This window comes from Bradyrhizobium viridifuturi, assembly GCF_001238275.1.
Lineage (GTDB): Bacteria > Pseudomonadota > Alphaproteobacteria > Rhizobiales > Xanthobacteraceae > Bradyrhizobium > Bradyrhizobium viridifuturi.
Map to the genome: position 1 here is coordinate 24,184 of NZ_LGTB01000040.1, position 22,465 is coordinate 46,648.

Consider the following 22,465-nt stretch of genomic DNA (forward strand, 5'->3'; position numbering starts at 1 on the left):
GATCATGGACCGCTCAAAACTCTACCGGCGTTTCCGCACGCTGCTGATCGCCAACCGCGGCGAGATCGCCTGCCGCGTCATCCGCTCGGCGCGCGCCATGGGGCTGCGCACCGTCGCGGTCTATTCCGAGGCCGACCGCGACGCCATGCATGTTGCGCTCGCCGACGAGGCCGTGCTGCTCGGCCCGGCGCGGGCGCGTGACAGCTATCTCAACATCGAGCGCGTGATCGCCGCGGCGAAGGAGACCGGCGCGGAGGCGGTGCATCCCGGCTACGGCTTCCTGTCTGAGAACGCGGAATTCGCGCAGGCCTGCCTTGACGCCGGTTTGGTGTTCGTCGGGCCGACCGCCGAGATGATGACGGCGATGGGCTCGAAGTCCGGCTCCAAGGCGTTGATGGAGAAGGCCGGCGTGCCCTTGGTGCCCGGCTATCACGGTGAGGCCCAGGACGAGGCGATTTTGGCGGAGGCCGCCAACCGGATCGGCTTCCCGGTGCTGGTGAAAGCGTCGGCCGGCGGCGGCGGCCGCGGCATGCGCGTGGTCAATTCAGCGGCTGAGCTCGCGGCCGCGATCACCAGCGCCAAGCGCGAGGCCAAGGCGGCATTCGGCGACGACCGCATGCTGATCGAGAAATACGTGCAGAACCCGCGCCACATCGAGGTGCAGATCATCGGCGACAGCCATGGCAATCTGCTCTCGCTGTGGGAGCGCGAATGCACGCTGCAACGCCGCCACCAGAAGGTGATCGAGGAGGCGCCGTCGCCGACCCTGGACGCCGCGCAGCGAGACACCGTCTGCGAGGCCGCCCGCAAGGCTGCCGGCGCAGTCAACTATGTCGGCGCCGGCACCATCGAGTTCGTCTCCGACGGCAGGGACGTGTTCTTCATCGAGATGAACACCCGCTTGCAGGTCGAGCATCCCGTCACCGAGCTGATCACCGGTGTCGATCTCGTGGAATGGCAGCTGCGCGTCGCGTTCGGCGAAGCGTTGCCGCTGAAGCAGAACGAGATCAAGCTGAACGGCCACGCCATCGAAGCGCGTGTCTACGCCGAGAATCCGCAGAAGAACTTCATGCCTTCGGTCGGCCGCATCAGGACCTGGCGGACGCCGCCAGAGGGCGACGGCCTGCGGATCGATGCCGGCTATCGCAGCGGCGATAACGTCTCGCCATACTATGACGCGATGCTCGCCAAGGTGATCGCCTGGGCGCCGACCCGCGAGGGCGCGATCGAGAAGCTCAATCGCGGCATGGAGCAGACCGACGTCCGCGGCATCATCACCAATATCCCGTTCCTGTCGGCACTGGTGACGCATCCGGCGACGAGGGCCAATGCGATCGACACCGGCTTCATCGAGCGCGAGCTGAAGAACCTGACGGCCGGCACCGGTGCCGCAGGCGAGTTCGAGCTGTGTGCGGCGGTGGCTGCGATCGTCAATGATGAGCAGAAGGCGGCGCGGGGCGAGGCGAACTCTCCGTGGCAGGCGTTCGGCTGGATGCCGGTCGGCCGACGCCAACGGGTGTTCTCGTTCCGTCAGGGCCACGAGCCGCCGCAAACCATCACGCTGCACTATGGCAACGGCCCGTCGACGCTGTCGATCGGCGGGCGCGAGCTTGCCTTCGCGATCTCGTCTGCCGGCGAGGATGGCTTCGACCTGACGCTCAACGGCCTCAAGTCGCGCGTCGCGTCGGTCATCGAGGGCCACGAGCTTTACCTGCGCACCCGCAACGGCCGCTTCGACCTGCACTGGGTCGATCCGTTCGGCGGCGAAAGCGAGGAGCAGGTTGGCGAGGACAAGATCGTCGCTCCCTTGCCCGGCACCGTGGTCGCGCTGCTGGCCGAGGAGGGCGCGACGCTGGAGAAGGGCGCACCGATCCTCACGCTCGAAGTGATGAAGATGGAGCAGACCCTGCGCGCGCCCTACGCCGGCGTGCTGAAGAAGCTCAAATGCAAGGTCGGCGACATCGTCGGCGAGGGCGTCGAGCTTGCCGAGGTGGAGCCGCAGGCTGCGTCATGAGCAATCAGGTCCATATCGTCGAAATGGGGCCGCGCGACGGCCTGCAGAACGAGAAGACGCCGGTCAGCGTCGAGGCGCGCATCGCCTTCGTCGAGGCACTGGTTGCGGCAGGGCTCAACACCGTCGAAGTCGGCGCCTTCGTCTCGCCGAAGGCGATCCCGCAGATGGCGAGCTCCGACGCGGTGCTGCGCGGCGCCGGCCATATCAAGGACGCCGAATTCCACGTGCTGGTGCCGAACGAGAAGGGCTATGACGCCGCGCGTGCGGCCGGCGCCCAGGTCGTCTCGGTGTTCGCGGCCGCCTCCGAAGGTTTTTCGCGCGCCAACATCAATTGCTCGATCGCGGAGTCGATCGAGCGTTTCAAGCCGGTGCTGGCGCGCGCCAAGACCGATGGCGTCAAGGTGCGCGGCTATATCTCCTGCGTGCTCGGCTGCCCGTTCGACGGCGAGATCAAGCCCAAGGCAGTTGCCGATCTCGCGGTGACCTTGTGGGATCTCGGCTGCTATGAAATCTCGCTCGGCGACACCATTGGCGTCGGCACGCCGCTCAAGGCCAGAGAGATGCTGCGTGCGGTCGGCGCCGAGCTTCCGGTGGCCAACCTTGCGATGCATTTCCACGACACCTATGGCCAGGCGCTCGCCAATCTCTATGCAGGCATGGAGGAGGGCGTCCGTGTCATCGATTCCGCCGCCGGCGGCCTCGGCGGCTGTCCCTACGCCCCCGGCGCCACCGGCAACGTCGCGACCGAGGACGTCGTCTACATGCTCGAAGGCATGGGCGTGAATACCGGTGTCGATATGGAGAAGCTGCTGGCCGCGACAAACGAGGTTGCCGGTCTGCTCGGCCGTCCGCCGGTGAGCCGCGTCGCATCGGCGCTGAACGCGAAGCGGAAGCGGCTCAGCGGTTTGTAGTTGTGGGTGAGTGAGCGCTGCGAATGGGCCGCGGCAAAGTGGCGGTCGCGCTTCGAGCTATGCGCTGCAAGGCGTAGATTCAAGGCGCTCAAGTCGCGCCCCTGGCTTGCGCAATCAGGGCTGCCGAAGCCGAATTCTCAACCCATATCCGTCTTGTGCGGCAGCGCTTCGCGCTGTCGCCGCCCTCTTGAGGGCGTTTCCTCCCTAGACTTGGGCCGCTTGTTGTTTCGAGCGGCCCTTTTTCTTACGATGTCGACGCGTCGATGGTCGCGATCATGGTCCTCATATCGGTCGCCAGTTCGCGATAGTGCCCGCCCAGCCGCTCGTACAGTTCGCGATTGGTCCCATCCAGCGTCCTGCTCGCGATCAGCGCGCATTCGTTGGCGAGGATCTCAAATCGTTCCAGCTTTGCTTGAAGAGCAGACATGGCGGGCGTTTCCCTGACTGTTACTTTAGGGCGTTGGGACGCTACTCCTTCGACTGCATCTAGCGCCAGCATAATTACCGGCTAGAACCAAATTCTTCCTGACAGCGACCTTGACCGATTGATCGTGATTGCGCTGACCGGGGAGGCGGCTGATCCGATCGGTCGTGATCCCGCGCTCCGCTGCGGCGGCGAGATCGTGGAGCGAGGTTTCCCCTGTGTGGCTGTGCTGGTCACGGGATGGACCTGTTTGTGCAGCGCACACAGCGATCGTCCCCGGTTCCCGATTCAAAATCCGGCAAAACCGTTCATGGCTTGGTGACTCAAAGGTGTTGAGGTGAGGGGGCTCGCAATTGCTCCAGGTGGCTCGCCATGTCCGGACAGGTGTCAGCTTCGCGCGGCCGAACGTTCCTGGCCGGAAAGATCGTCTTCAACTTCGGCCGCTCTGCCTTCGATTGCACGGTCCGGCAGCTCACCGATGCCGGCGCGACGGTCGAACTCGAAACCACGATCGGCATTCCCGACCAAGTCCAGCTGCTGCTTGTCGGCACCAACCAGGTGAGGCCATGCAAACGGCTGTGGCAATCGGACCGGCAGCTCGGCCTTGCCTTTGAGGAGCAGCGGGCAAGCGCCGCGCCTGCGGCGCCCGCCGCTCCTTCCGCTCCCCCACCTGCCGCCATTCCCGAGCGGCGCAGCGGCGATATCCTGCGCGGGCACATGCTGGCGCTGCGCGCGGCGCTCGATCAGATCCCGGTCGGAATTCTGCTGCTGGACGCGGAGCTGAAAGCCCTGTTCATCAACCGTGCGTTCCGGAAGATGTGGGTGCTTCCGGATGCGGTTGCCGAGCGCAACCCCAGCTTCACCGATCTGATGCATCACGGCTGCAAGACGATGGCCTATGAACTGCCGGCTGAGCAGCTTCAAGCCTATGTTGCCGAGCGCGTCCGCCTCGTCAGCGTCGGGGATGCAAACCCGATCGATCTCAGGCGCAGCAACGGCGATGTAGTTCGCTGTCAGTGCACGCCGTTGCCCGACGGCGGACGGATGGTGAGCTATACGCCGGTGACCGACATCGTGCGCGCGTCGGACAAGCTGAAGGTGCTGACCGGCGCGCTCGAGAATGTCGAGGACGGCGTCGTGCTGCTCGATCGCGATCTCAATGCGGTCTTCCTCAATCGCAGAATGCGGGAATTCTGGGAGGTGAGCGAGGAGGAGGTCACACGGCATCCGCCCTACGCCACGCTGATCACACGCAACCGCCGCGCGGTCCCGGCCGGCGCGACGGCGGAGCAGATCAAGGCCTTTCCGGCGAAGCGGATCGCGGAGATCAAGGCCGGAGATCACAAGCGCGACGTGCAGACGCCGGACGGCCGCAACATCAGGATCCATTGCTCGACGATGGCAAACGGGGGCCGGATGCTGACCTTTGTCGACGTCACCGACCTTGTCCGTAACGCGCAACAGCTTGAGGTGCTGGCGACCACCGATCCGCTCACTGGCCTGTTCAACCGCCGGCACTTCCTGACGACGTTGGATGCAGAGTGGAGTAGGTTCCAGCGCTACTATCGATCCGTGTCCGTGCTGATGGTCGATATCGATCACTTCAAGAGCATCAATGACCGGTTCGGTCACGCGGTCGGTGACGAGGCCATCAGGGCCGTCGCCGAAATCTGCACGCGCGGCAAACGCAAGTCCGACGTCGTCGGCCGCGTCGGAGGCGAGGAGTTCGCCGTCCTGTTGCCGGAAACCACATTGTCGCGCGCCCGAACGGTTGCCGAGCGGATCCGCAAGCGAGTGGAAGCGTTGCGCTTGGGAGCGGATGACCGCGCGGTGTCGCTCACGGTGAGCATCGGCGTTGCCGAGGCCCTCACAAGCATGCCCGGGATCGACGCGTTGATGAAGGCCGCCGACACAGCGCTCTACCAGGCCAAGGAGAGTGGCCGAAATCGTACGCTGTGCTGGATGCCTCTGGCGCCACCGAAGCTGGCAGCGGAGTAAGTGGAGGATTGAAGCGCCGCCCCTGATGGGTAGCGCAGCGCCCAGCTCATCTCACAGACTCGTCATTCCGGGGCTCGCGAAGCGAGAGCCCGGAATCCATCGATCCATCGGTCATGCGGTCCAATGGCTTCCGGGCTCGCGCCAAGAGGTGCGCCCCGGAATGACGTGGGTGAGAAGGCTGCGAAGCCTCATCCTCCGCCGGTCCTTCAGACTCACAACTCAGGCGAGCTTCATCTCCGGACAGCAATCTCTTGTCTATTCCGTCAGGCACCTGTCAGGTTCCCATAAGGACTGATAATACATGGTTGCGCGAAGGCCACGATTGTTGCGTTATTGCAACGATACCTGAACATTTAACCCTAAAAGCAGCCCATCCGTAGTCGCGCCGCTTTTTGGCCACACCCTGACATGAAAGGATATTCACCTAGCTGAATGGCTAGCGCTCCGACGACGGGACATTTTTGCGGGTTCCGGCGTTAATGGAGGAAAGAGCGTCGGAACAGGGTCGCGATGGACGCCAAGACGAACATCAAGAGCAGGCTGCCCAGCCGTCATGTGACGGAGGGGCCCCAGCGCGCGCCGCATCGGTCCTACCTCTATGCGATGGGGCTGACGACAGCCCAGATTCATCAACCCTTTGTCGGCGTTGCTTCATGTTGGAATGAAGCTGCCCCCTGCAACATTTCGCTGATGCGCCAGGCGCAGGCGGTGAAGAAGGGCGTAGCCTCGGCCGGCGGCACGCCGCGCGAATTCTGCACCATCACCGTCACCGACGGCATCGCGATGGGCCATGACGGCATGCGCTCGTCGCTGCCGTCGCGGGAATGCATCGCCGATTCGGTCGAGCTGACGGTCCGCGGCCACGCCTATGACGCGCTGGTCGGGCTCGCCGGCTGCGACAAGTCGCTTCCGGGCATGATGATGGCGATGGTGCGTCTCAACGTGCCCTCGATCTTCATCTATGGCGGCTCGATCCTGCCCGGCAACTTCCGCGGGCAGCCGGTTACCGTGCAGGACATGTTCGAGGCGGTCGGCAAGCATTCGGTCGGCGCCATGTCGGACGAGGACCTCGACGAGATCGAGCGCGTGGCATGCCCGTCGGCCGGCGCCTGCGGCGCCCAGTTCACCGCCAACACCATGGCGACCGTCTCCGAGGCGATCGGTCTGGCACTACCGTATTCGGCCGGGCCCCGGCACCCTATGAGATCCGCGACTCCTTCTGCGCCGCGGCCGGCGAGAAGGTGATGGAGCTGATCGAGAAAAACATCCGGCCGCGCGACATCGTCACCCGCGAAGCCCTTGAGAATGCTGCGGCTGTGGTCGCAGCCTCGGGCGGCTCGACCAATGCTGCGCTGCACCTGCCGGCGATCGCCCACGAGTGCGGCATTAAATTCAATTTGTTCGACGTTGCCGAAATCTTCAAAAAGACTCCTTACGTCGCGGATTTGAAGCCGGGCGGCCGTTATGTTGCCAAAGACATGTTTGAAGTAGGTGGCATTCCGCTGCTGATGAAGACGCTGCTCGACAATGGCCACCTGCACGGGAATTGCCTGACCGTCACTGGCCGAACGATCGCCGAAAACCTCAAAAGCGTGAAATGGAATCCGCACCAGGACGTGGTGCGGCCCGCCGACAATCCGATCACCGTGACAGGTGGCGTTGTCGGGCTGAAGGGTAATCTCGCTCCGGAGGGTGCGATCGTGAAGGTCGCGGGAATGTCTAACCTGAAGTTCACCGGTCCGGCCCGGTGCTTCGACCGCGAAGAAGACGCCTTCGAGGCGGTGCAGAAGCGCACCTACAAGGAAGGCGAGGTCATCGTGATCCGCTACGAGGGACCGAAGGGCGGTCCCGGGATGCGGGAGATGCTGGCGACCACGGCGGCGCTGACCGGGCAGGGGATGGGGGGCAAAGTTGCCCTGATCACCGATGGCCGGTTCTCCGGCGCTACCCGTGGCTTCTGCATCGGACATATTGGACCTGAAGCGGCCGTCGGCGGGCCGATCGGGTTATTGCAGGACGGCGACATCATCGAGATCGATGCTGACGTCGGCACTCTTAACGTAAAATTGAGCGACGCCGAGCTCGCAAATCGTAAGACCAAATGGGCCCCTCGGGCGACTAACCACACAACTGGTGCGCTGTGGAAGTACGCCGAGCAAGTGGGGCCGGCGGTGGATGGCGCAGTCACCCATCCGGGTGGCGCGCACGAGAAACAGTGTTATGCGGACGTTTAGGCGTACGATTTTTGCGTTTGCGTTAGGGGCCATTCCGGTGGCGGGCCCCGGATTCGGATTCGACGGCGCGCCGGTCAACCCCCAGGATACCGTTCTTCCGGTGGTCGCGCCGCAGCCGGGTTCAGCCGCTGCGTTGAAGCGGGCCGCCACGCCGGTTGCCCCGACAGCGACCGCGCCGACCTCCTCCTTCAGCACCTTGCAGTACCAGGCCGAGGGCGGCCACCCCGTGGCGCAGTGGAAGCTCGGCAAGATGTACGCCGAGGGCGATGGCGTCATCCAGGACGACATGCGCGCCTTCGAGTATTTCAGCCGGATCGCCAATGCGCATGCCGAGGATTCCCCGTCGGCGCCGCAGGCCTCGATCGTGGCCAACGCCTTCGTGGCGCTCGGCCGCTATTATCTGAGCGGCATTCCCAATTCCAAGGTGAAGGCGGACACCGAGCGGGCGCGGGAGATGTTCTCCTATGCGGCGTCCTATTTCGGCAACGCCGATGCCCAGTACGACCTTGCCCGGCTGTATTTGAAGACGCCGGACGCCTCGCGGGATGATTTCCGCTATGGCGCGCGTTGGCTGGGCCTTGCCGCCCAGAAGGGCCAGCATCAGGCGCAGGCGCTGCTTGGCCAGATGCTGTTCAACGGCGACCGGCTGCCGCCGCAGCGGGCACGCGGCCTGATGTGGCTAACGCTGGCGCGTGACAGCGCCACGCCCGACGAGGCCTGGATCAAGGAAAGCTACAACCGGGCGATCGCCAAGGCTTCCGAAGACGACCGCGCGATGGCGCTACAGATGCTCGAGCACTGGGTGCAAGGCCGCCGGGACTGATATCCCAGGCGGCCCTTGGGGCGCACTCAAGCCTCAGGCGGTCTCAAAATCGAGATCGGCCCAGACCGGGACATGGTCGGACGGTTTCTCCCAGGCGCGGACATAGCTATCGATACCGACATCGATCAGCCGGTCGCTCGCTTGCGGCGACATCAGGAGATGGTCGATCCGCAGACCCCAGTTCTTCTGCCAGGCGCCAGCCTGGTAATCCCAGAAGGTGTACTGGCCGGGCTCGTCATTGACCGCCCGCAGTGCATCGGTAAGGCCTAGGCCGAGCAGGGACTGGAAGGCTCCCGGGTCGCCGGGCGGAACAGGGCGTCGTCGGCCCAGGCGGCCGGATTGTAGACGTCGCGGGCTGCCGGGATGACATTGTAGTCGCCGGCGAGGATCAGCGGCTCCTCGGCCTTAAGCCGTTCCTTCGCGTATTCAAGAAGCCGCGACATCCATTTGAGCTTGTAGGGATATTTGTCGGTATTTGCGGGGTTGCCGTTGGGCAGATAGAGGCACGCGACCCGTACCACGCCCTGTTTCAGCGTGACGACGCCTTCGAGGAAGCGGGCGTGGGCGTCCTCGTCGTCGCCGGCGAGGCCCGATTTGGTCTCGTCGAACGGCAGCTTGGAGAGCAGCGCGACGCCGTTGAAGGTCTTCTGCCCGTGGGTGACGACATTATACCCGAGCGCCTCGACCTCGAGCCGCGGGAATGCGTCGTCGACGCATTTGATCTCCTGCAGGCAGACGATGTCGGGGGAGCACTCCTTCAGCCAGGCGACCAGAAGCTCGATCCGTTGCCGGACCGAGTTGACGTTCCAGGTGGCGATGCGAACTGTCATCGGAAGTCCTCTATTTGACGCGGCGCGTTGGCAAGCGCCCGGCTCAGCCCAAGCGTTTCCGCATCTCGATGTGTGGGATGCCGGCTTCCTCGAACTCGTCGCCGCACCGTTCGAACCCGGCCCGCGCATAGAACGGCTCCGCGTGCGTCTGCGCGTTGAGGATCAGTTCGGGATAGCCGAGTTCGGCCGCCTTGGCCATCAGCGCGTCCAGCACTCGGGCACCGACGCCTGTGCTGCGTGCCATTTTGAGCACGGCCATGCGGCCGATATGGCCGTCGGGGAGCAAACGGCCCGTCGCCACGGCGGTGCCGTCCTCGACAAATGCCAGCGCGTGCCAGCTCGGCGCGTCCATGTCGTCCCATTCCTGTTCGACCGGCACGCCCTGTTCTTCGACAAAGACATTGTAGCGGATGGCGCCGGCGCGTTCGCGGGCGTCTTCCCAGCTGCAGATAAGGACGGAGGTGGACATAGGCGGCGATTCGCAGCGCCCGACGAGGCGCAGTTTTTCACTGTGGTGGCATACCATGTGCAGCCCCGCTGTGGTAACCCTCTCTAGAAACAAGGCGTAACAATTGCCGACGGGGGAGTTGCGAAGCGTCCGACCTTCAAGGGAAGCGGGCGGCGCACGTGCAAAGCGTATGAAAAAACGTAATTTGGTTCTGACTGTCGCTGTTCTCGGCATTGCGGCCGGGGCGGCTTACATGACCCGCGCTTCATGGATGGGTGGCGGTGCCGCCACCGCGCAGACCCCGCGGCCTCGCGTGATCTCGGTGGACCTCGCCAAGGCGGAACGCAAATCGGTTCCGGTCGATGTCGATGCGATCGGACAGGTCACGCCGATCTCGAGCGTCGCGCTGAAGTCGCGGCTGGAGACCACCATCGTCTCGGTCCATTTCGAGGACGGCGCCAAGGTCAACGAGGGCGACTTGCTGTTCATGCTCGACGCGCGGCAGATCGATGCCCAGATCGAGCAGGCTGAGGGCGTGCTGGCGCGAGACCAGGCCCAGCTCGAGGGTGCGCAGCGCGACCTCCGCCGCTACACCGAGCTGGTCGGCAAGGGCGCGACCACCCAGGTCAACCTCGACAACGCCAAGACCCAGTCCGATGTCCTGATCGGCACCATCAAGGCCGACCAGTTCGCGCTGGAAAATCTCCGCGTCCAGAAGAGCTACACCGTGATCCGCGCACCATTCGCCGGGCGGATTAGCGCAGCCAATGTCAAGGTCGGGAACTTCGTCCGCCCCGCCGACACCCAGCCGCTCGCCGTCATCAACCAGATGGCGCCGGTCTACGTCACTTTCGCAATTCCGCAGCGGGCGCTGGTCGATCTGCGCGACGCTATGGGGAAGGCCGATCCGAAGGTGATCGCGACCATTCCCGGCCACCAGCGCTCCGAGAGCGGCAAGGTCGCGATGGTCGAGAATGCCGTCGATGCGACCACCGGCATGGTGACCGTGCGCGGCATCATGAACAATGCGAGCGAGACGCTGTGGCCCGGCACCATCGTGCAGACCAAGCTGATCATCCGCAGCGAGGACGCCGTGGTGGTGCCGACGGTCGCGGTCCAGCGCAGCCAGAACGGCAATTTCGTTTTCGTCGTCAAGGACGGCGTCGCCAAGGTCCAGCCGGTCAAGGTCGATCGCACCTTCCAGGGCTCATCGGTGATCTCGGACGGTCTGGCGGGCGATGAAAGCGTCGTCGTTGACGGCCAGCTGTTGCTGTCGGAGGGATCGCGGGTCGAGCTGCGGGCACGCAAGGCCGGAGCCTGACCGATGACGCTGTCCGAGCTCTGCATCCGCCGCCCGGTCATGACGACGCTGATCACGGCGTCGATCATCGCCTTCGGCGTGTTCGGCTTCCGCCTGCTGCCGGTCTCGGCGCTGCCCAAGGTCGACTTCCCGACCATCGCGGTCACCGCGACCCTGCCGGGCGCCAGCGCCGACACGATGGCGGCCTCGGTCGCCGGGATCATCGAGCGCCAGCTCTCGACCATAGCCGGCATCTCGTCGATGAACTCGAACTCCTCGCAGGGAACGAGCGTCATCACCATCCAGTTCGACCTCAACCGCAACATCGATGCCGCCGCGCTCGACGTGCAGACGGCGCTAACGATCGCGCAGCGCCGGCTGCCAATCGAGATGACGATCCCGCCGAGCTTCCGGAAGGTGAACCCGGCGGATTTCCCGGTGCTGTTCGTCTCGCTGGGGTCGGCGACGCTGCCGCTGTCGGCGGTCAACGAATACGGCGACATCACGATCGGGCAGGCGCTGTCGCAGCTGCCGGGCGTCGCGCAGGTCCTGATCTACGGCGCGCAGAAATTCGCGATCCGCGTCCAGGCCGATCCGGAAGCGGCGGCCGCCCGCAGCGTCTCGATGGAGGACATCCGCGCCGCAGTGTCGCGCGCCAATTCCTCGACCCCGGTCGGCACGCTGAACGGCCCCAAGCAGGACGTCGCGCTGCAGGCCTCCGGCCAGATGGACAAGGCGGCCGACTACCGCCAGATCTACGTCGCCTGGCGCAACGGCTCGCCGGTCCGGCTCGACGAGATCGCCAAGGTCTATGACAGCGTCGAGAACGACAAGATCGCGACCTCGATGAACGACGAGCGGGCGATCGTGCTGGCGATCCAGAAGCAGCCCGACGCCAATACCGTCGCCGTCGTCGACGCCGTTCTCGCAAAACTGCCGTCGCTGCGCGCCGCGATCCCGCCGTCGGTCACCATGCAGGTCATGATGGATCGCTCGGTCTCGATCCGGCAGGCGGTCAGCGACGTCGAGGAGACCCTGCTGATCGCGATCGCGCTCGTGATCCTCGTGATCTTCCTTTTCCTGCGCTCGGCGTCGGCGACCTTCATCCCGGCGCTCGCGGTGCCGATCTCGCTGTTCGGCACCTGTGCTGCGATGTACGCGCTGGACTACTCGATCAACAACATGACGCTGCTGGCGCTGACGCTTTCGGTCGGCTTCGTGGTCGACGACGCCATCGTCATGCTGGAGAACATCGTTCGCCACATCGAGCACGGCATGAAGCCGTTCGAGGCGGCGCTGAAAGGCGCCCGCGAGATCGGCTTCACCATCATCTCGATCACCTTCTCGCTGATTGCCGTGTTCATCCCGGTGCTGCTGATGGGCGGCATCGTCGGCCGCGTGTTCCGCGAATTCGCGGTCACGATCTCGGTCGCGATCATCGTCTCCGGCTTCGTGTCGCTGAGCTTGACGCCGATGCTGTGCGCCCGCGTGCTGCGCGCGCATGATACGACCAGGCGGCCGAACATTGTGCTGCGGGCGTTCGAGGCGATGTTCGAAGCCTGGCTGCGCGCCTATGAATGGGCGCTCGACTGGGTGCTCGCCAAGAAGGCGCTGATGCTGGTGATCACGCTCGCGACGCTCGGCGGCACGGTTTACCTCTACATGATCGTCCCGAAGGGCTTCTTCCCGCAGGAGGACACCGGCTTCCTGATCGGCGTGACGGAGGCGGCGACCGACACCTCGTTCGAGGCGATGAAGGTGCGCCAGCGGGCGCTGGTCGAGGTGATGCGGACTGATCCGGCGGTCGATTACATCAATTCGACGGTCGGCTCGGGCGGTCCCAATCCGACCACCAATTACGGCCGGCTGTTCATCGCGCTGAAGCCGCAGAAGACCCGCGACAACGCTGCCGTGGTGATCGGCCGGCTGCGCCAGAAGGCGCGCGAGATCCCGGGCATGCAGGCGTTCTTCCAGAGCGTCCAGAATCTCAACATCGGCGGCCGCATCTCCAAGAGCCAGTATCAATACGTGATGCAGAGCGGCGACACCGAGGCGCTGTATCGGCTGGCGCCTGAAATGCGCGACAAGATCGAGAAGATCCCGGGCCTGCTCGATGTCACCACCGACCTCTACATCAAGAACCCGCAGATGACGGTCGACATCGACCGTGAGAAGGCGGCGGTCTACGGCGTCACCGTCGACCAGGTCCGCAACCAGCTCTACAACGCCTACGGTTCGCGGCAGGTCGGCACCATCTACATGCCGTCGAACGACTACCAGATCATCCTCGAGGTGCAGCCGCAGTTCCGCGTCGATCCGTCCGATCTCTCGAAGCTCTACATGAAGACCGCGAACGGGCAGACCATCCCGCTGGATGCGGTGGCCAAGCTGGTGCCGACGGTCGGGCCGCTCCAGATCAACCACCAGGGCCAACAGCCGGCGGTGACGATCTCGTTCAACCTCGCGCCGGGCAATTCGCTGGGCTACGCGGTCGACAAGATCACCGAACTCGAGCAGACCGCCAACCTGCCGCCGACGATCGCGACCGGCTTCTCCGGTACCGCACAGGTGTTCCAGGATTCGCTGCGCGGGCAGGGCGTCCTGATCCTCGCCGCGGTGTTCGCGGCCTTCGTGATCCTCGGCATTCTCTACGAAAGCTTCATTCACCCGATCACGATCATCTCCGGCCTGCCGTCGGCCGGCATCGGCGCGATCCTGACGCTGATGCTGTTCGGGATGGAGCTGTCGGTCATCGCGATGATCGGCATCGTAATGCTGGTCGGCATCGTCAAGAAGAACGCGATCATGATGGTCGACTTCGCGCTGGAGCGCCGCCGCGTCGGGCTGAGCGCCGAGCACGCGATCCGCGAAGCCGCGCTGCTGCGCTTCCGCCCGATCATGATGACGACGTTCGCGGCGATCTTCGGCACGCTGCCGATCGCGCTCGGCGCGGGCGCCGGCGCCGAGCTGCGTCAGCCGCTCGGTGTCGCCGTGGTCGGCGGCCTCTGCGTGTCGCAATTGCTGACGCTGTTCATCACGCCGGTCATTTACATCTATCTCGACCGCATCGACCGCAGGCTGCGCCGCAAGCTCGATCCGCAGGCGGACGGCGACGTCGAACGGCCGCAGGTGGTGGCGGCGGAATAGCCAATTGTCCCGCGCGAGCCGACGACTGGCTCACCGGAAAACCGATCAGGACACGGAAGAGTTAGATCGAGAAGCTGGTGCCGCAGCCGCAAGAGGCGGTGGCGTTCGGATTGACGACGCGGAACGAGGCGCCGATCAAATCGTCGACGAAGTCGACTTCCGAGCCCGCCAGGAACGGCACCGAGGCGGGATCGATCAGCACCACCGCGCTGTCGCGCTCGATCACGAGGTCGTCATCGGCCTGGGTGCGCTCGACATCGAACTTGTACTGGAAACCGGAGCAGCCGCCGCCTTCGACGGAAATGCGCAGCTTGGCGCCGTCGCCTTCCTTGCTGAGGATCTGCCCGATCCGGCGGGCGGCCCGTTCGCTGACGGTGATGGCAGCAGTCATGGTCGGTCTCCGAAACCCTATCTGGACATGATCTGATCCGGATCATGCCCGGCGTCATACCCAATTCATTTGGTCGGCCGCCTCAGTCATAGTTAAGTGCGTCGGACCATGGAATCAAATGGATAAGGACTAAAATACTGTGTCGGTCGGAATGGCTGCCCCCCGCGCGCCTTATGCCTGCGACCCCGACCGCAGCCGTGGCCGGCTGGTCGCGGAGCCGCCGAGCCGGACCCGCAGCCCGTTCCGGCGCGACTGCGACCGGGTGATCCATTCCACGGCGTTCCGGCGCCTCAAGCACAAAACCCAGGTCTTCGTCTTCCACGAGGGCGATCATTACCGCACCCGTCTGACCCATTCGCTGGAGGTGGCGCAGATCGCCCGCGCGCTGGCGCGCCAGCTCGGGGTCGACGAGGACCTGACCGAGACGCTGGCGCTCGCGCATGATCTCGGCCACCCGCCGTTCGGCCATGCTGGGGAGCGGGCGCTCGACGACTGCCTCAAGGAAGATGGCGGCTTCGACCACAATGCGCAGGCGCTGCGGGTCGTCACCTCGCTGGAGCATCGCTACCCCGAGTTCGGCGGCCTGAACCTGACCTGGGAATCGCTCGAGGGGATCGTCAAGCACAACGGGCCGCTGACCGAACGCAACGGCGCGCCGGCCGGCCGCTACCTGGACAGCGGCATTCCGGTCGGGATCGCCGACTACAGCAGGACCTACGACCTCGAGCTCTGGAGCTATGCCTCCCTCGAAGCGCAGATCGCTGCCTTCGCCGACGACATCGCCTATGACGCGCACGACATCGACGACGGCCTGCGCGCCGGCCTGTTCGCGGTCGACGATCTCAAGGAGATGCCGCTGACATCCGAGATCATCTCCGAGATCGACCGCCATTATCCCGGGCTCGACGAGGTCCGGCGCGGCGCCGAGCTGGTGCGTGAGCTGATCTCGCATTTCATCAGCGCGGTCTTCAACGAGGCGAGCCGGCGCCTCGCGGTCGCCCAGCCGCAATCGGCCCAGGACGTGCGCCGCCACAATGCGCCGCTGATCGCATTTCCGCCTGAGGTGGCCGAGCAGGAGGCGGCGATCAAGGCCTTCCTGTTCCGGCGGATGTACCGCCACCGGCGGGTGATGATTGTGATGCGGGAGGCCGAGCAGGTGGTCCGCAACCTGTTCGAGCGCTACCGGCAATCGCCCGGCGACCTGCCGGCGGAATGGATCGAGGGCAGCGTGCAGGAGACCACGAGCGCGCGGAACAGGCGGATCGGCAATTTCATTGCCGGGATGACCGACCGTTTCGCCCTGATCGAGCACCAAAGGCTTTTTGACTCGACCCCGGATTTGCGTTAGCGCCCTGCCATGGCCGACACCACTGCTTCACCACACCTTTTTGCCGACATGCTGACGCGCGTGCACGCGATCTGTGCCGCGGTCGGAGCCGAGGACAACTGGCCCGTGGGCATCGACCTGTCCCGCGTCGTGGTGGAGCCGCCGCGCGATGCCAGCCACGGCGACATGGCGACCAATGCCGCGATGGTGCTCGCCAAGGACGCCAAGGCCAAGCCGCGCGAGCTCGCCGACAAGATCGCAGAGCGGCTGCGCGCCGATGCGCTGGTGGCCTCCGTCGACGTCGCCGGGCCCGGCTTCATCAACCTGACCTTGAAGCCGCAGGTCTGGGCGGACGCGCTGCGCGCCGTGCTGGCCGCTGGCTCAGCCTATGGACGCAGCGACATCGGCAAGGCCGAGAAGGTCAATGTCGAATACGTCTCGGCCAACCCGACCGGGCCGATGCATGTCGGCCATTGCCGCGGCGCCGTGTTCGGCGACGCGCTGTGCAGCCTGCTGCAATTCGCGGGCTTCGACGTCTGCCGCGAGTACTACATCAATGACGCAGGCGCCCAGGTCGACGTGCTCGCGCGCTCGGCATTCCTGCGTTACCGCGAGGCGCTGGGGCAGGACATCGGCGCGATCCCGGAAGGGCTCTATCCCGGCGATTACCTCGTGCCCGTCGGCGACGCGCTCGCCAAGGAATACGGCGAGAAGCTGCTCGACATGACGGAAGCCGCGTGGCTGCCGATCGTGCGCGACAAGGCGATCGCCATGATGATGGAGATGATCAAGGGCGATCTCGCCGCACTCAACATCCATCACGACGTGTTCTTCTCCGAGCGCTCGCTGATCACCTCGGGCAACAACAAGGTCGCCGAGACCATCGATTTCCTGCGTGCCAAGGGTGATATCTACGAAGGCCGCCTGCCGCCGCCGAAGGGCAAGCCGGTCGAGGATTACGAAGACCGCGAGCAGTCGCTGTTCCGCGCCACCGCCTATGGCGACGACGTCGATCGGCCGCTGATCAAGTCGGACGGCTCATACACCTACTTTGCATCCGACATCGCCAACCACCGCAACAAGTTCGAGCGCGGTTTCACCAATCTGATCGACGTGTTCGGCGCCGATCACGGCGGTTACATCAAGCGCATGCAGGCGGCCGTGAAAGCGGTGACCGCGGGCAAAGCGACACTCGACGTCAAGATCGTGCAACTGGTGAAGCTGCTGCGCGACGGCGAGCCCGTGAAGATGTCGAAGCGCTCGGGCGAGTTCGTCACGTTGCGCGAAGTCGTCGACGAGGTCGGCTCCGACGCCGTGCGTTTCATGATGCTGTTCCGCAAGAACGATGCGGTGCTCGATTTCGACCTCGCCAAGGTGATCGAGCAGTCGAAGGACAACGCGGTCTTCTACGTCCAGTACGGCCACGCCCGCGGCCATTCGATCTTCCGCAACGCGCGGGAGGAGGCGGTTCCGGACCTGCCGGAGACCGACGAGGCCCGGCTGGCCTATCTGCGGAGCGCCGTGGTCGAACGGTTGACCGATCCGGCCGAACTCGACCTGCTCAAGCGGCTTGCGCTTTATCCCCGGATGATCGAGGCTGCGGCGGTGGCACATGAGCCGCACCGAATCGCTTTTTATCTATATGATTTGGCCAGTGAATTTCATGCGCTCTGGACCAAGGGGCGGGATTTGCCCTATTTACGCTTCATTATCAATAATGATGCAGAGATCACGAGGGCGCGACTGGCAATGGTTCAGGGCGTCGTCTCGGTTCTGGCATCGGGCTTAGCTGTTCTAGGCGTCCACGCTCCAACCGAGATGCGGTAGGCAGGGGCATTAGGCCCTCACGAGTGGGGATTTGTGAGGGCATCTGGCAGGGGCCAACTCGTTCGGACCGGCTGTGCCGGCGATCTTGGCGCTGTCCCGAAGGGGATGCATCATCACAATGGCTGATCGATATCAGGACCGAAATTTTTCCGCCGACACGGCCTCCAGGGCCGAGAGCGATCCGCTCGCCGAACTGGCCCGGCTGATCGGGCAGACGGACCCATTCGGCGCCGCCAACAAGCCGCCGCCGCGGCCGCTGCAGTCGCGCGCCAATGCGCGGCCGCAACAGTATGAGCCGCAGTCGGAAGAGGACGAGACCCCGCCCGCGGGCCCGCCGCCTTGGATGCAGCGCGCACGGCAGGAAGCTGCCGCGCCGGCGCCCGTGCAGCACACCGAATACGAAGAGCCGGAGCAGGACTATCAGCCGAAGCCGGTGCATCCGTTGCACCGCTATGCGGCCCAGCAGGCGCAGCCGCCTGCGCCCGCGCCGGTCGCCACCTATCGGCCGGTCGAGCCCCCCCGGCAGCCTGAGGCCTTCGACGAGGAGCCGCACTATCAGGACGGCGATCAGGGGCAGGATTCGTCGCGCTATGACGACGCGCTCTACGGCCAGTTGGAAGCCGGCGAGCAGGACCTGCAACGCGATCCGTCCTATCCGGACGATCCCTACGCCTACGAGGCCTACGAGGAAGAACCCGAACCGCGCAAGCGGAGCAGCGGCCTGATGACGGTCGTCGCGGTGGTGGCGCTCGCGGTGGTCGGCACCGGCGGCGCGCTCGCCTACCGCAACTATGTCGGCTCGCCGCGAACCGGTGAGCCGCCGATCATCAAGGCTGACAACACGCCGACCAAGGTGATTCCGGCCCAGGCCGATGCGCCGGCCAAGACGCCGGATCGCATGGCGACGGGTGACGGCACCGAAAAAATCGTGTCGCGTGAAGAGACCCCGGTCGACGTCAATTCGAAGACCGCCGGACCGCGCGTCGTGTTTCCGCCGCTGAACGCCAATACGAATCCGCCGCCGGCCGCCAGCGTGCAGACGGCGCAGCCCGCGCCGGCGCCGATCACCGCCAACGGGACCCTGCCGAACAACGAGCCGCGCAAGATCCGCACCCTCGCGGTCAAGGGCGACACGCCCGATGGCACGCAGGCCACGGCGACTGTGCCGGCCAAGCCGCCTGCCGCCGCAAAGCAGCAAGTGTCGCGCGGCAATCCCTCGGCGGCCAATGCCAGCGTGAACGCGCCGATGTCGCTGGTTCCCGGGCAGGCTGACGCGGCGGCGGCTCCGGCTGCACCGCCGACCCGGGTGGCGTCGACCTCGACAGCTTCGGTCGGAGGCGGTGGATACCTGGTCCAGGTGTCGTCGCAGAAGAACGAGGCGGACGCGCAGGCGTCGTATCGGACGCTGCAGGGCAAGTATCGCAATGTGCTCGGTTCGCAGCCGTTGGTGGTGAAGCGCGTCGATCTCGGTGAGAAGGGCGTCTACTACCGCGCCTTTGCCGGTCCGTTCGCATCATCGGAAGAGGCCAACCAACTGTGCCGGAGCCTGATGTCGGCCGGTGGGCCGCAGTGCCTCATCCAAAGAAATTAAAGGCCGTTTCCTTGACCCGTGAGCTGCATACGGCCTAATCGGCCGAATGACGATCCGCGCATTCATCACGGGCATATCCGGGCTGACCCTCAGCGACGCCGAACGCGAATTCATTCGCGCCGAGCGGCCGTGGGGCTTCATCCTGTTCAAGCGCAACATCGAGAGTCCGGCCCAAGTGGCAGCTCTTGTTGGGGAACTCAGGTTGGCGGCCGATGCGAACGACGCCCCGGTCCTGATCGACCAGGAGGGCGGCCGGGTGCAGCGGCTCGGCCCGCCGCATTGGCCGGTCTATCCGCCCGGCGCGAGTTTTGGCGCGCTTTACGACATCGACCCGGAGCTCGGCCTGACAGCGGCCCGGCTCAGCTCCCGGCTGATTGCGGCCGACCTGATCGACCTCGGAATAACAGTCGATTGCCTGCCTTTGGCCGACGTTCCGGTGGCCGGAGCGGACGCTGTCATCGGCAACCGGGCCTATGGAACCGAACCGGACAAGGTCGCCGCGATTGCGCGTGCGGTCACGGAGGGGCTGGAACAGGGCGGCGTGCTGCCGGTTCTCAAGCATATACCCGGCCATGGCCGGGCCACGGCGGACAGCCATTTCCGCCTGCCGACGGTCGATACCGCCAGGGCCGAGCTGGAACGGACCGATTTCGCCGCGTTTCAGCCGCTGGCGGACCTGCCGATGGCGATGACTGCACATGTTGTGTTTAGCGCGCTCGACCCCGTCCATCCGGCGACGACTTCTGCGACAATCATCGAGCAGGTGATTCGCGGCCTGATCGGGTTTCAGGGTTTGTTGATGAGTGATGACGTGTCGATGAATGCGCTGGCCGGATCAATTGCCGAACGGACCCGCGCCATCGCCGCCGCCGGTTGCGACATGATTCTGCACTGCAACGGCAATATCGACGAGATGCGCGAGGTCGCGCGGGAGACGCCGGAACTCACCGGCAAGGCGCTTGAGCGCGCCAAGGCTGCGCTTGCCGCGCGGAAGCGGCCCCAGCTGCTCGACCGGCAGGCGGCACGGGCTGAACTGGATGCGTTGTTGGATCGGGTAGGGACGGCATGACCGCTGAAATTCTATCGTTTGATACCGGGCGGCCGGCCGACCTCGCTGATGGCGAACCGGCGCTGGTGGTCGACGTCGAGGGCTATGAGGGCCCGCTCGATCTTTTGCTCACGCTGGCGCGGCAGCAGAAGGTCGACCTGTCGAAGATCTCGATCCTCGCGCTCGCCGACCAGTATCTCTCGTTCATCGAGGCGGCGCGCAAGATTCGCCTCGAGCTTGCCGCCGACTATCTGGTGATGGCGGCCTGGCTTGCGTTCCTGAAGTCGCGGCTCCTGCTGCCCGAGCCGCCGACCGCGGAGGGGCCGAGCGCCGAGGAAATGGCGACCGCGCTGGCCAACCAGCTGCGCCGTCTGGAGGCGATCCGCGAGGCGGCGAACCGGCTGATGAACCGGCCCCAGTTTCAGCGCGATATCTTTCCGCGCGGCAATCCGGAATCGATTGCCGAGATCAAGCATCCGAAGTTCACCGCGACCTTGTACGACCTGCTGTCGGCCTATGCCACGCAGCGCCAGTCGCGCGTGCTGACCACGGTTCATCTGCAGAAGCGTACCGTCTGGTCGCTGGCCGAGGCACGCGCCTCGCTGGAGCGGCTGGTCGGCATTGCCGAGGACTGGAGCTGCCTCGACCAGTACCTGATGAACTACGTCGCCGATCCGACCCAGAAGGCGACGGTGTTCGCATCGAGCTTCGCCGCGGCCCTCGAACTGGTCCGCGAGGGCGAGATGGAGATCAACCAGAAGCAGGCGTTCGCGCCGATCTATTTCCGAAAGCGTCCAGCGCAGGCCGCCATGGCGGCGCCGGACCTGTCGGTTGAGTAAGTGGAAGAAGGAGAGCAAGCCCATGGCAAGCTTGGCGGAAGTGCGCAGAGACGAGCCCGAGGAGGAGGTTTCTCCTATGGATCATCCGGTAGCGCGTCCTGAGGAATTGCGGCTCCTGGAAGCCCTGTTGTTCGCATCGGCCGACCCGATCGATCAGGCAACGCTGGCCAAGCGGATGCCCGACGGCGTCGACATCAAGCAGGCGCTCGCGCAGTTGCAGGCGGAATATGCGCCGCGCGGCGTCAACCTGGTGAAGGTCGCGAACAAGTGGACGTTCCGTACCGCGGGCGATCTGTCCTGGCTGATGACGCGCGAGAGCACCGAGACCCGCAAGCTGTCGCGTGCGGCAATCGAGGTGCTGGCGATCATCGCCTACCACCAGCCGGTGACCCGCGCCGAGATCGAAGAGATTCGCGGCGTGGTGACGTCGAAAGGCACGATCGACGTGCTGCTGGAGACCGGCTGGATCCGCCCGCGCGGCCGCCGCAAGACGCCGGGCCGTCCGTTGACCTTCGGAACCACCGACGGCTTCCTGTCGCAGTTCAGCCTGGAAGCGCTCGGCGATCTGCCGGGGCTCGAGGAGCTGAAGGGCACCGGTCTGCTCGACTCGCGTCTGCCGACCGGCTTCTCCGTTCCGTCGCCATCTGACGATGCGACGCTGCGCGAGGACGAGGAGCCGCTCGAGCCCGGCGATACGCTGGAACTGCTGCTCGCGCCTGCCGTCGAGCCGGAGGCCGAGGAACCGACGTCTGAGGTTGAGACCGAAACCGAGGTCGCTGCCGAGGTTGAAGCCATCGCCGTGGAAGCCGAGGTGATCATTGAGGTGGAGGCAGGCGAACCTGACGCGGCCGAGCCCGACGCCGACGAGCCGGACGAACGCGCCGACGACGCGGGCGATCACGACGACGCCGAGAAGGGCGAATAGGGCGGAATATTCCCGGTTAAGCCTAGCAATATTACGTAGCCGCGACAGCGATTTGCCGCGGCAGAGGTCCTTGTTTTTGACACCCCGCGGGCCTAACTTCCGGCCATGTTCAGGCCGGTCCGCCGGCCATTTCTGGAGGGTTGCAGGATGGGTTCGCTTAGCATTTGGCACTGGATCGTCGTGATCGCAGTGGTCCTGCTGCTGTTCGGTCGCGGCAAGATTTCGGACCTGATGGGTGACGTCGCCCAGGGCATCAAGGCCTTCAAGAAGGGCATGCAGGACGACGACAAGGTCGCGGACAAGGCCGAGCCTACCAAGTCGATCGATCACAATTCGACGCCGTCGGCGACGCGCCAGGACGTCGGCAGCAAGGCCGTCTAACGCGCTT

The 22,465-nt window shown here is 65.1% G+C and carries 15 protein-coding genes and 3 pseudogenes; 14 read left to right on the forward strand and 4 right to left on the reverse strand.

Going from position 1 to position 22,465, the window contains the following annotated elements:
- Positions 1-4 precede the first annotated feature (4 nt).
- Positions 5-2,014: an acetyl/propionyl/methylcrotonyl-CoA carboxylase subunit alpha gene (locus ALC15_RS30735; RefSeq protein WP_050630526.1), complete on the forward strand. Its 2,010-nt coding sequence runs from the start codon at positions 5-7 to the stop codon at positions 2,012-2,014.
- Positions 2,011-2,925: a hydroxymethylglutaryl-CoA lyase gene (locus ALC15_RS30740; RefSeq protein ID WP_050630527.1), complete on the forward strand. Its 915-nt coding sequence runs from the start codon at positions 2,011-2,013 to the stop codon at positions 2,923-2,925. The genes ALC15_RS30735 and ALC15_RS30740 overlap by 4 nt, the downstream gene beginning before the upstream one ends.
- Before the next feature lie 244 nt (positions 2,926-3,169).
- Here the strand turns inward: ALC15_RS30740 and ALC15_RS30745 are convergent, their stop codons facing one another.
- Complete coding sequence (locus ALC15_RS30745) at positions 3,170-3,352, reverse strand: hypothetical protein (RefSeq protein ID WP_050630528.1); 183 nt, start codon at positions 3,350-3,352, stop codon at positions 3,170-3,172.
- 369 nt (positions 3,353-3,721) lie between these two features.
- Here ALC15_RS30745 and ALC15_RS30750 point away from each other — a divergent pair, with 369 nt between their 5' ends.
- The 3 genes and pseudogenes from ALC15_RS30750 to ALC15_RS30760 all read left to right on the forward strand — a co-directional run bounded on the left by ALC15_RS30750 (position 3,722) and on the right by ALC15_RS30760 (position 8,404).
- A complete protein-coding gene (locus ALC15_RS30750; RefSeq protein ID WP_050630529.1) occupies positions 3,722-5,347 on the forward strand; it encodes a sensor domain-containing diguanylate cyclase in 1,626 nt (541 codons plus the stop codon).
- A 510-nt stretch (positions 5,348-5,857) separates the two neighbouring features.
- Positions 5,858-7,581 (forward strand): annotated as a pseudogene (ilvD, locus tag ALC15_RS30755) (dihydroxy-acid dehydratase).
- Positions 7,568-8,404 carry a tetratricopeptide repeat protein gene (locus ALC15_RS30760; protein WP_050630530.1) on the forward strand — a complete coding sequence of 279 codons (837 nt, stop codon included), beginning with the start codon at positions 7,568-7,570 and terminating at the stop codon, positions 8,402-8,404. The pseudogene ilvD and the gene ALC15_RS30760 overlap by 14 nt, the downstream one beginning before the upstream one ends.
- A gap of 33 nt (positions 8,405-8,437) precedes the next feature.
- Here the strand turns inward: ALC15_RS30760 and xth are convergent.
- Positions 8,438-9,234, reverse strand: a pseudogene (xth, locus tag ALC15_RS30765) (exodeoxyribonuclease III).
- A 43-nt stretch (positions 9,235-9,277) separates the two neighbouring features.
- Positions 9,278-9,703: a GNAT family N-acetyltransferase gene (locus ALC15_RS30770; RefSeq protein ID WP_050630531.1), complete on the reverse strand. Its 426-nt coding sequence runs from the start codon at positions 9,701-9,703 to the stop codon at positions 9,278-9,280.
- A gap of 169 nt (positions 9,704-9,872) precedes the next feature.
- Here ALC15_RS30770 and ALC15_RS30775 point away from each other — a divergent pair, with 169 nt between their 5' ends.
- The gene (locus tag ALC15_RS30775) at positions 9,873-11,003 is read left to right on the forward strand and encodes an efflux RND transporter periplasmic adaptor subunit (protein WP_050630532.1); all 1,131 of its coding nucleotides are present in this window, start codon (positions 9,873-9,875) and stop codon (positions 11,001-11,003) included.
- 3 nt (positions 11,004-11,006) lie between these two features.
- A complete protein-coding gene (locus ALC15_RS30780; protein WP_050630533.1) occupies positions 11,007-14,129 on the forward strand; it encodes an efflux RND transporter permease subunit in 3,123 nt (1,040 codons plus the stop codon).
- 61 nt (positions 14,130-14,190) lie between these two features.
- On the opposite strand, the gene erpA is transcribed toward ALC15_RS30780, so the two are convergent.
- A complete protein-coding gene (gene erpA / locus ALC15_RS30785; protein WP_021081206.1) occupies positions 14,191-14,520 on the reverse strand; it encodes an iron-sulfur cluster insertion protein ErpA in 330 nt (109 codons plus the stop codon).
- A gap of 139 nt (positions 14,521-14,659) precedes the next feature.
- On the opposite strand from erpA, the gene ALC15_RS30790 reads away from it, so the two are divergent.
- The 7 genes and pseudogenes from ALC15_RS30790 (at position 14,660) to ALC15_RS30820 (ending at position 22,458) form a co-directional block, all read left to right on the forward strand.
- The gene (locus ALC15_RS30790) at positions 14,660-15,868 is read left to right on the forward strand and encodes a deoxyguanosinetriphosphate triphosphohydrolase (protein WP_094194210.1); all 1,209 of its coding nucleotides are present in this window, start codon (positions 14,660-14,662) and stop codon (positions 15,866-15,868) included.
- Positions 15,869-15,877: 9 nt separating this feature from the next.
- Positions 15,878-17,674: an arginine--tRNA ligase gene (argS, locus tag ALC15_RS30795; RefSeq protein ID WP_050630535.1), complete on the forward strand. Its 1,797-nt coding sequence runs from the start codon at positions 15,878-15,880 to the stop codon at positions 17,672-17,674.
- Positions 17,675-17,792: 118 nt separating this feature from the next.
- Positions 17,793-19,265 (forward strand): SPOR domain-containing protein, encoded by a 1,473-nt coding sequence (locus ALC15_RS30800; protein ID WP_050630536.1) that lies wholly within the window; start codon positions 17,793-17,795, stop codon positions 19,263-19,265.
- A 46-nt stretch (positions 19,266-19,311) separates the two neighbouring features.
- Positions 19,312-20,334, forward strand: a complete 1,023-nt coding sequence (nagZ, locus tag ALC15_RS30805; protein ID WP_050630537.1) for a beta-N-acetylhexosaminidase — start codon at positions 19,312-19,314, stop codon at positions 20,332-20,334.
- Complete coding sequence (locus ALC15_RS30810) at positions 20,331-21,152, forward strand: segregation and condensation protein A (protein ID WP_050630538.1); 822 nt, start codon at positions 20,331-20,333, stop codon at positions 21,150-21,152. The genes nagZ and ALC15_RS30810 overlap by 4 nt, the downstream gene beginning before the upstream one ends.
- 22 nt (positions 21,153-21,174) lie before the next feature.
- Positions 21,175-21,880 (forward strand): annotated as a pseudogene (gene scpB, locus ALC15_RS30815) (SMC-Scp complex subunit ScpB); the annotation flags it as partial.
- A 344-nt stretch (positions 21,881-22,224) separates the two neighbouring features.
- Positions 22,225-22,458 (forward strand): twin-arginine translocase TatA/TatE family subunit, encoded by a 234-nt coding sequence (locus tag ALC15_RS30820; protein ID WP_050630540.1) that lies wholly within the window; start codon positions 22,225-22,227, stop codon positions 22,456-22,458.
- Positions 22,459-22,465: the final 7 nt, after the last annotated feature.

What these genes read in the sequence shown, in the direction of transcription:
- ALC15_RS30800 (WP_050630536.1), top strand. Translation starts at nt 17,793, where the DNA reads ATGGCTGATCGATATCAGGACCGAAATTTTTCCGCCGACACGGCCTCC.
- ALC15_RS30745 (WP_050630528.1), bottom strand. Translation starts at nt 3,352, where the DNA reads ATGTCTGCTCTTCAAGCAAAGCTGGAACGATTTGAGATCCTCGCCAAC.
- ALC15_RS30775 (WP_050630532.1), top strand. Translation starts at nt 9,873, where the DNA reads ATGAAAAAACGTAATTTGGTTCTGACTGTCGCTGTTCTCGGCATTGCG.
- ALC15_RS30820 (WP_050630540.1), top strand. Translation starts at nt 22,225, where the DNA reads ATGGGTTCGCTTAGCATTTGGCACTGGATCGTCGTGATCGCAGTGGTC.
- ALC15_RS30780 (WP_050630533.1), top strand. Translation starts at nt 11,007, where the DNA reads ATGACGCTGTCCGAGCTCTGCATCCGCCGCCCGGTCATGACGACGCTG.
- ALC15_RS30810 (WP_050630538.1), top strand. Translation starts at nt 20,331, where the DNA reads ATGACCGCTGAAATTCTATCGTTTGATACCGGGCGGCCGGCCGACCTC.
- ALC15_RS30740 (WP_050630527.1), top strand. Translation starts at nt 2,011, where the DNA reads ATGAGCAATCAGGTCCATATCGTCGAAATGGGGCCGCGCGACGGCCTG.
- ALC15_RS30770 (WP_050630531.1), bottom strand. Translation starts at nt 9,703, where the DNA reads ATGTCCACCTCCGTCCTTATCTGCAGCTGGGAAGACGCCCGCGAACGC.
- nagZ (WP_050630537.1), top strand. Translation starts at nt 19,312, where the DNA reads ATGACGATCCGCGCATTCATCACGGGCATATCCGGGCTGACCCTCAGC.
- ALC15_RS30735 (WP_050630526.1), top strand. Translation starts at nt 5, where the DNA reads ATGGACCGCTCAAAACTCTACCGGCGTTTCCGCACGCTGCTGATCGCC.
- argS (WP_050630535.1), top strand. Translation starts at nt 15,878, where the DNA reads ATGGCCGACACCACTGCTTCACCACACCTTTTTGCCGACATGCTGACG.
- erpA (WP_021081206.1), bottom strand. Translation starts at nt 14,520, where the DNA reads ATGACTGCTGCCATCACCGTCAGCGAACGGGCCGCCCGCCGGATCGGG.
- ALC15_RS30750 (WP_050630529.1), top strand. Translation starts at nt 3,722, where the DNA reads ATGTCCGGACAGGTGTCAGCTTCGCGCGGCCGAACGTTCCTGGCCGGA.
- ALC15_RS30760 (WP_050630530.1), top strand. Translation starts at nt 7,568, where the DNA reads ATGCGGACGTTTAGGCGTACGATTTTTGCGTTTGCGTTAGGGGCCATT.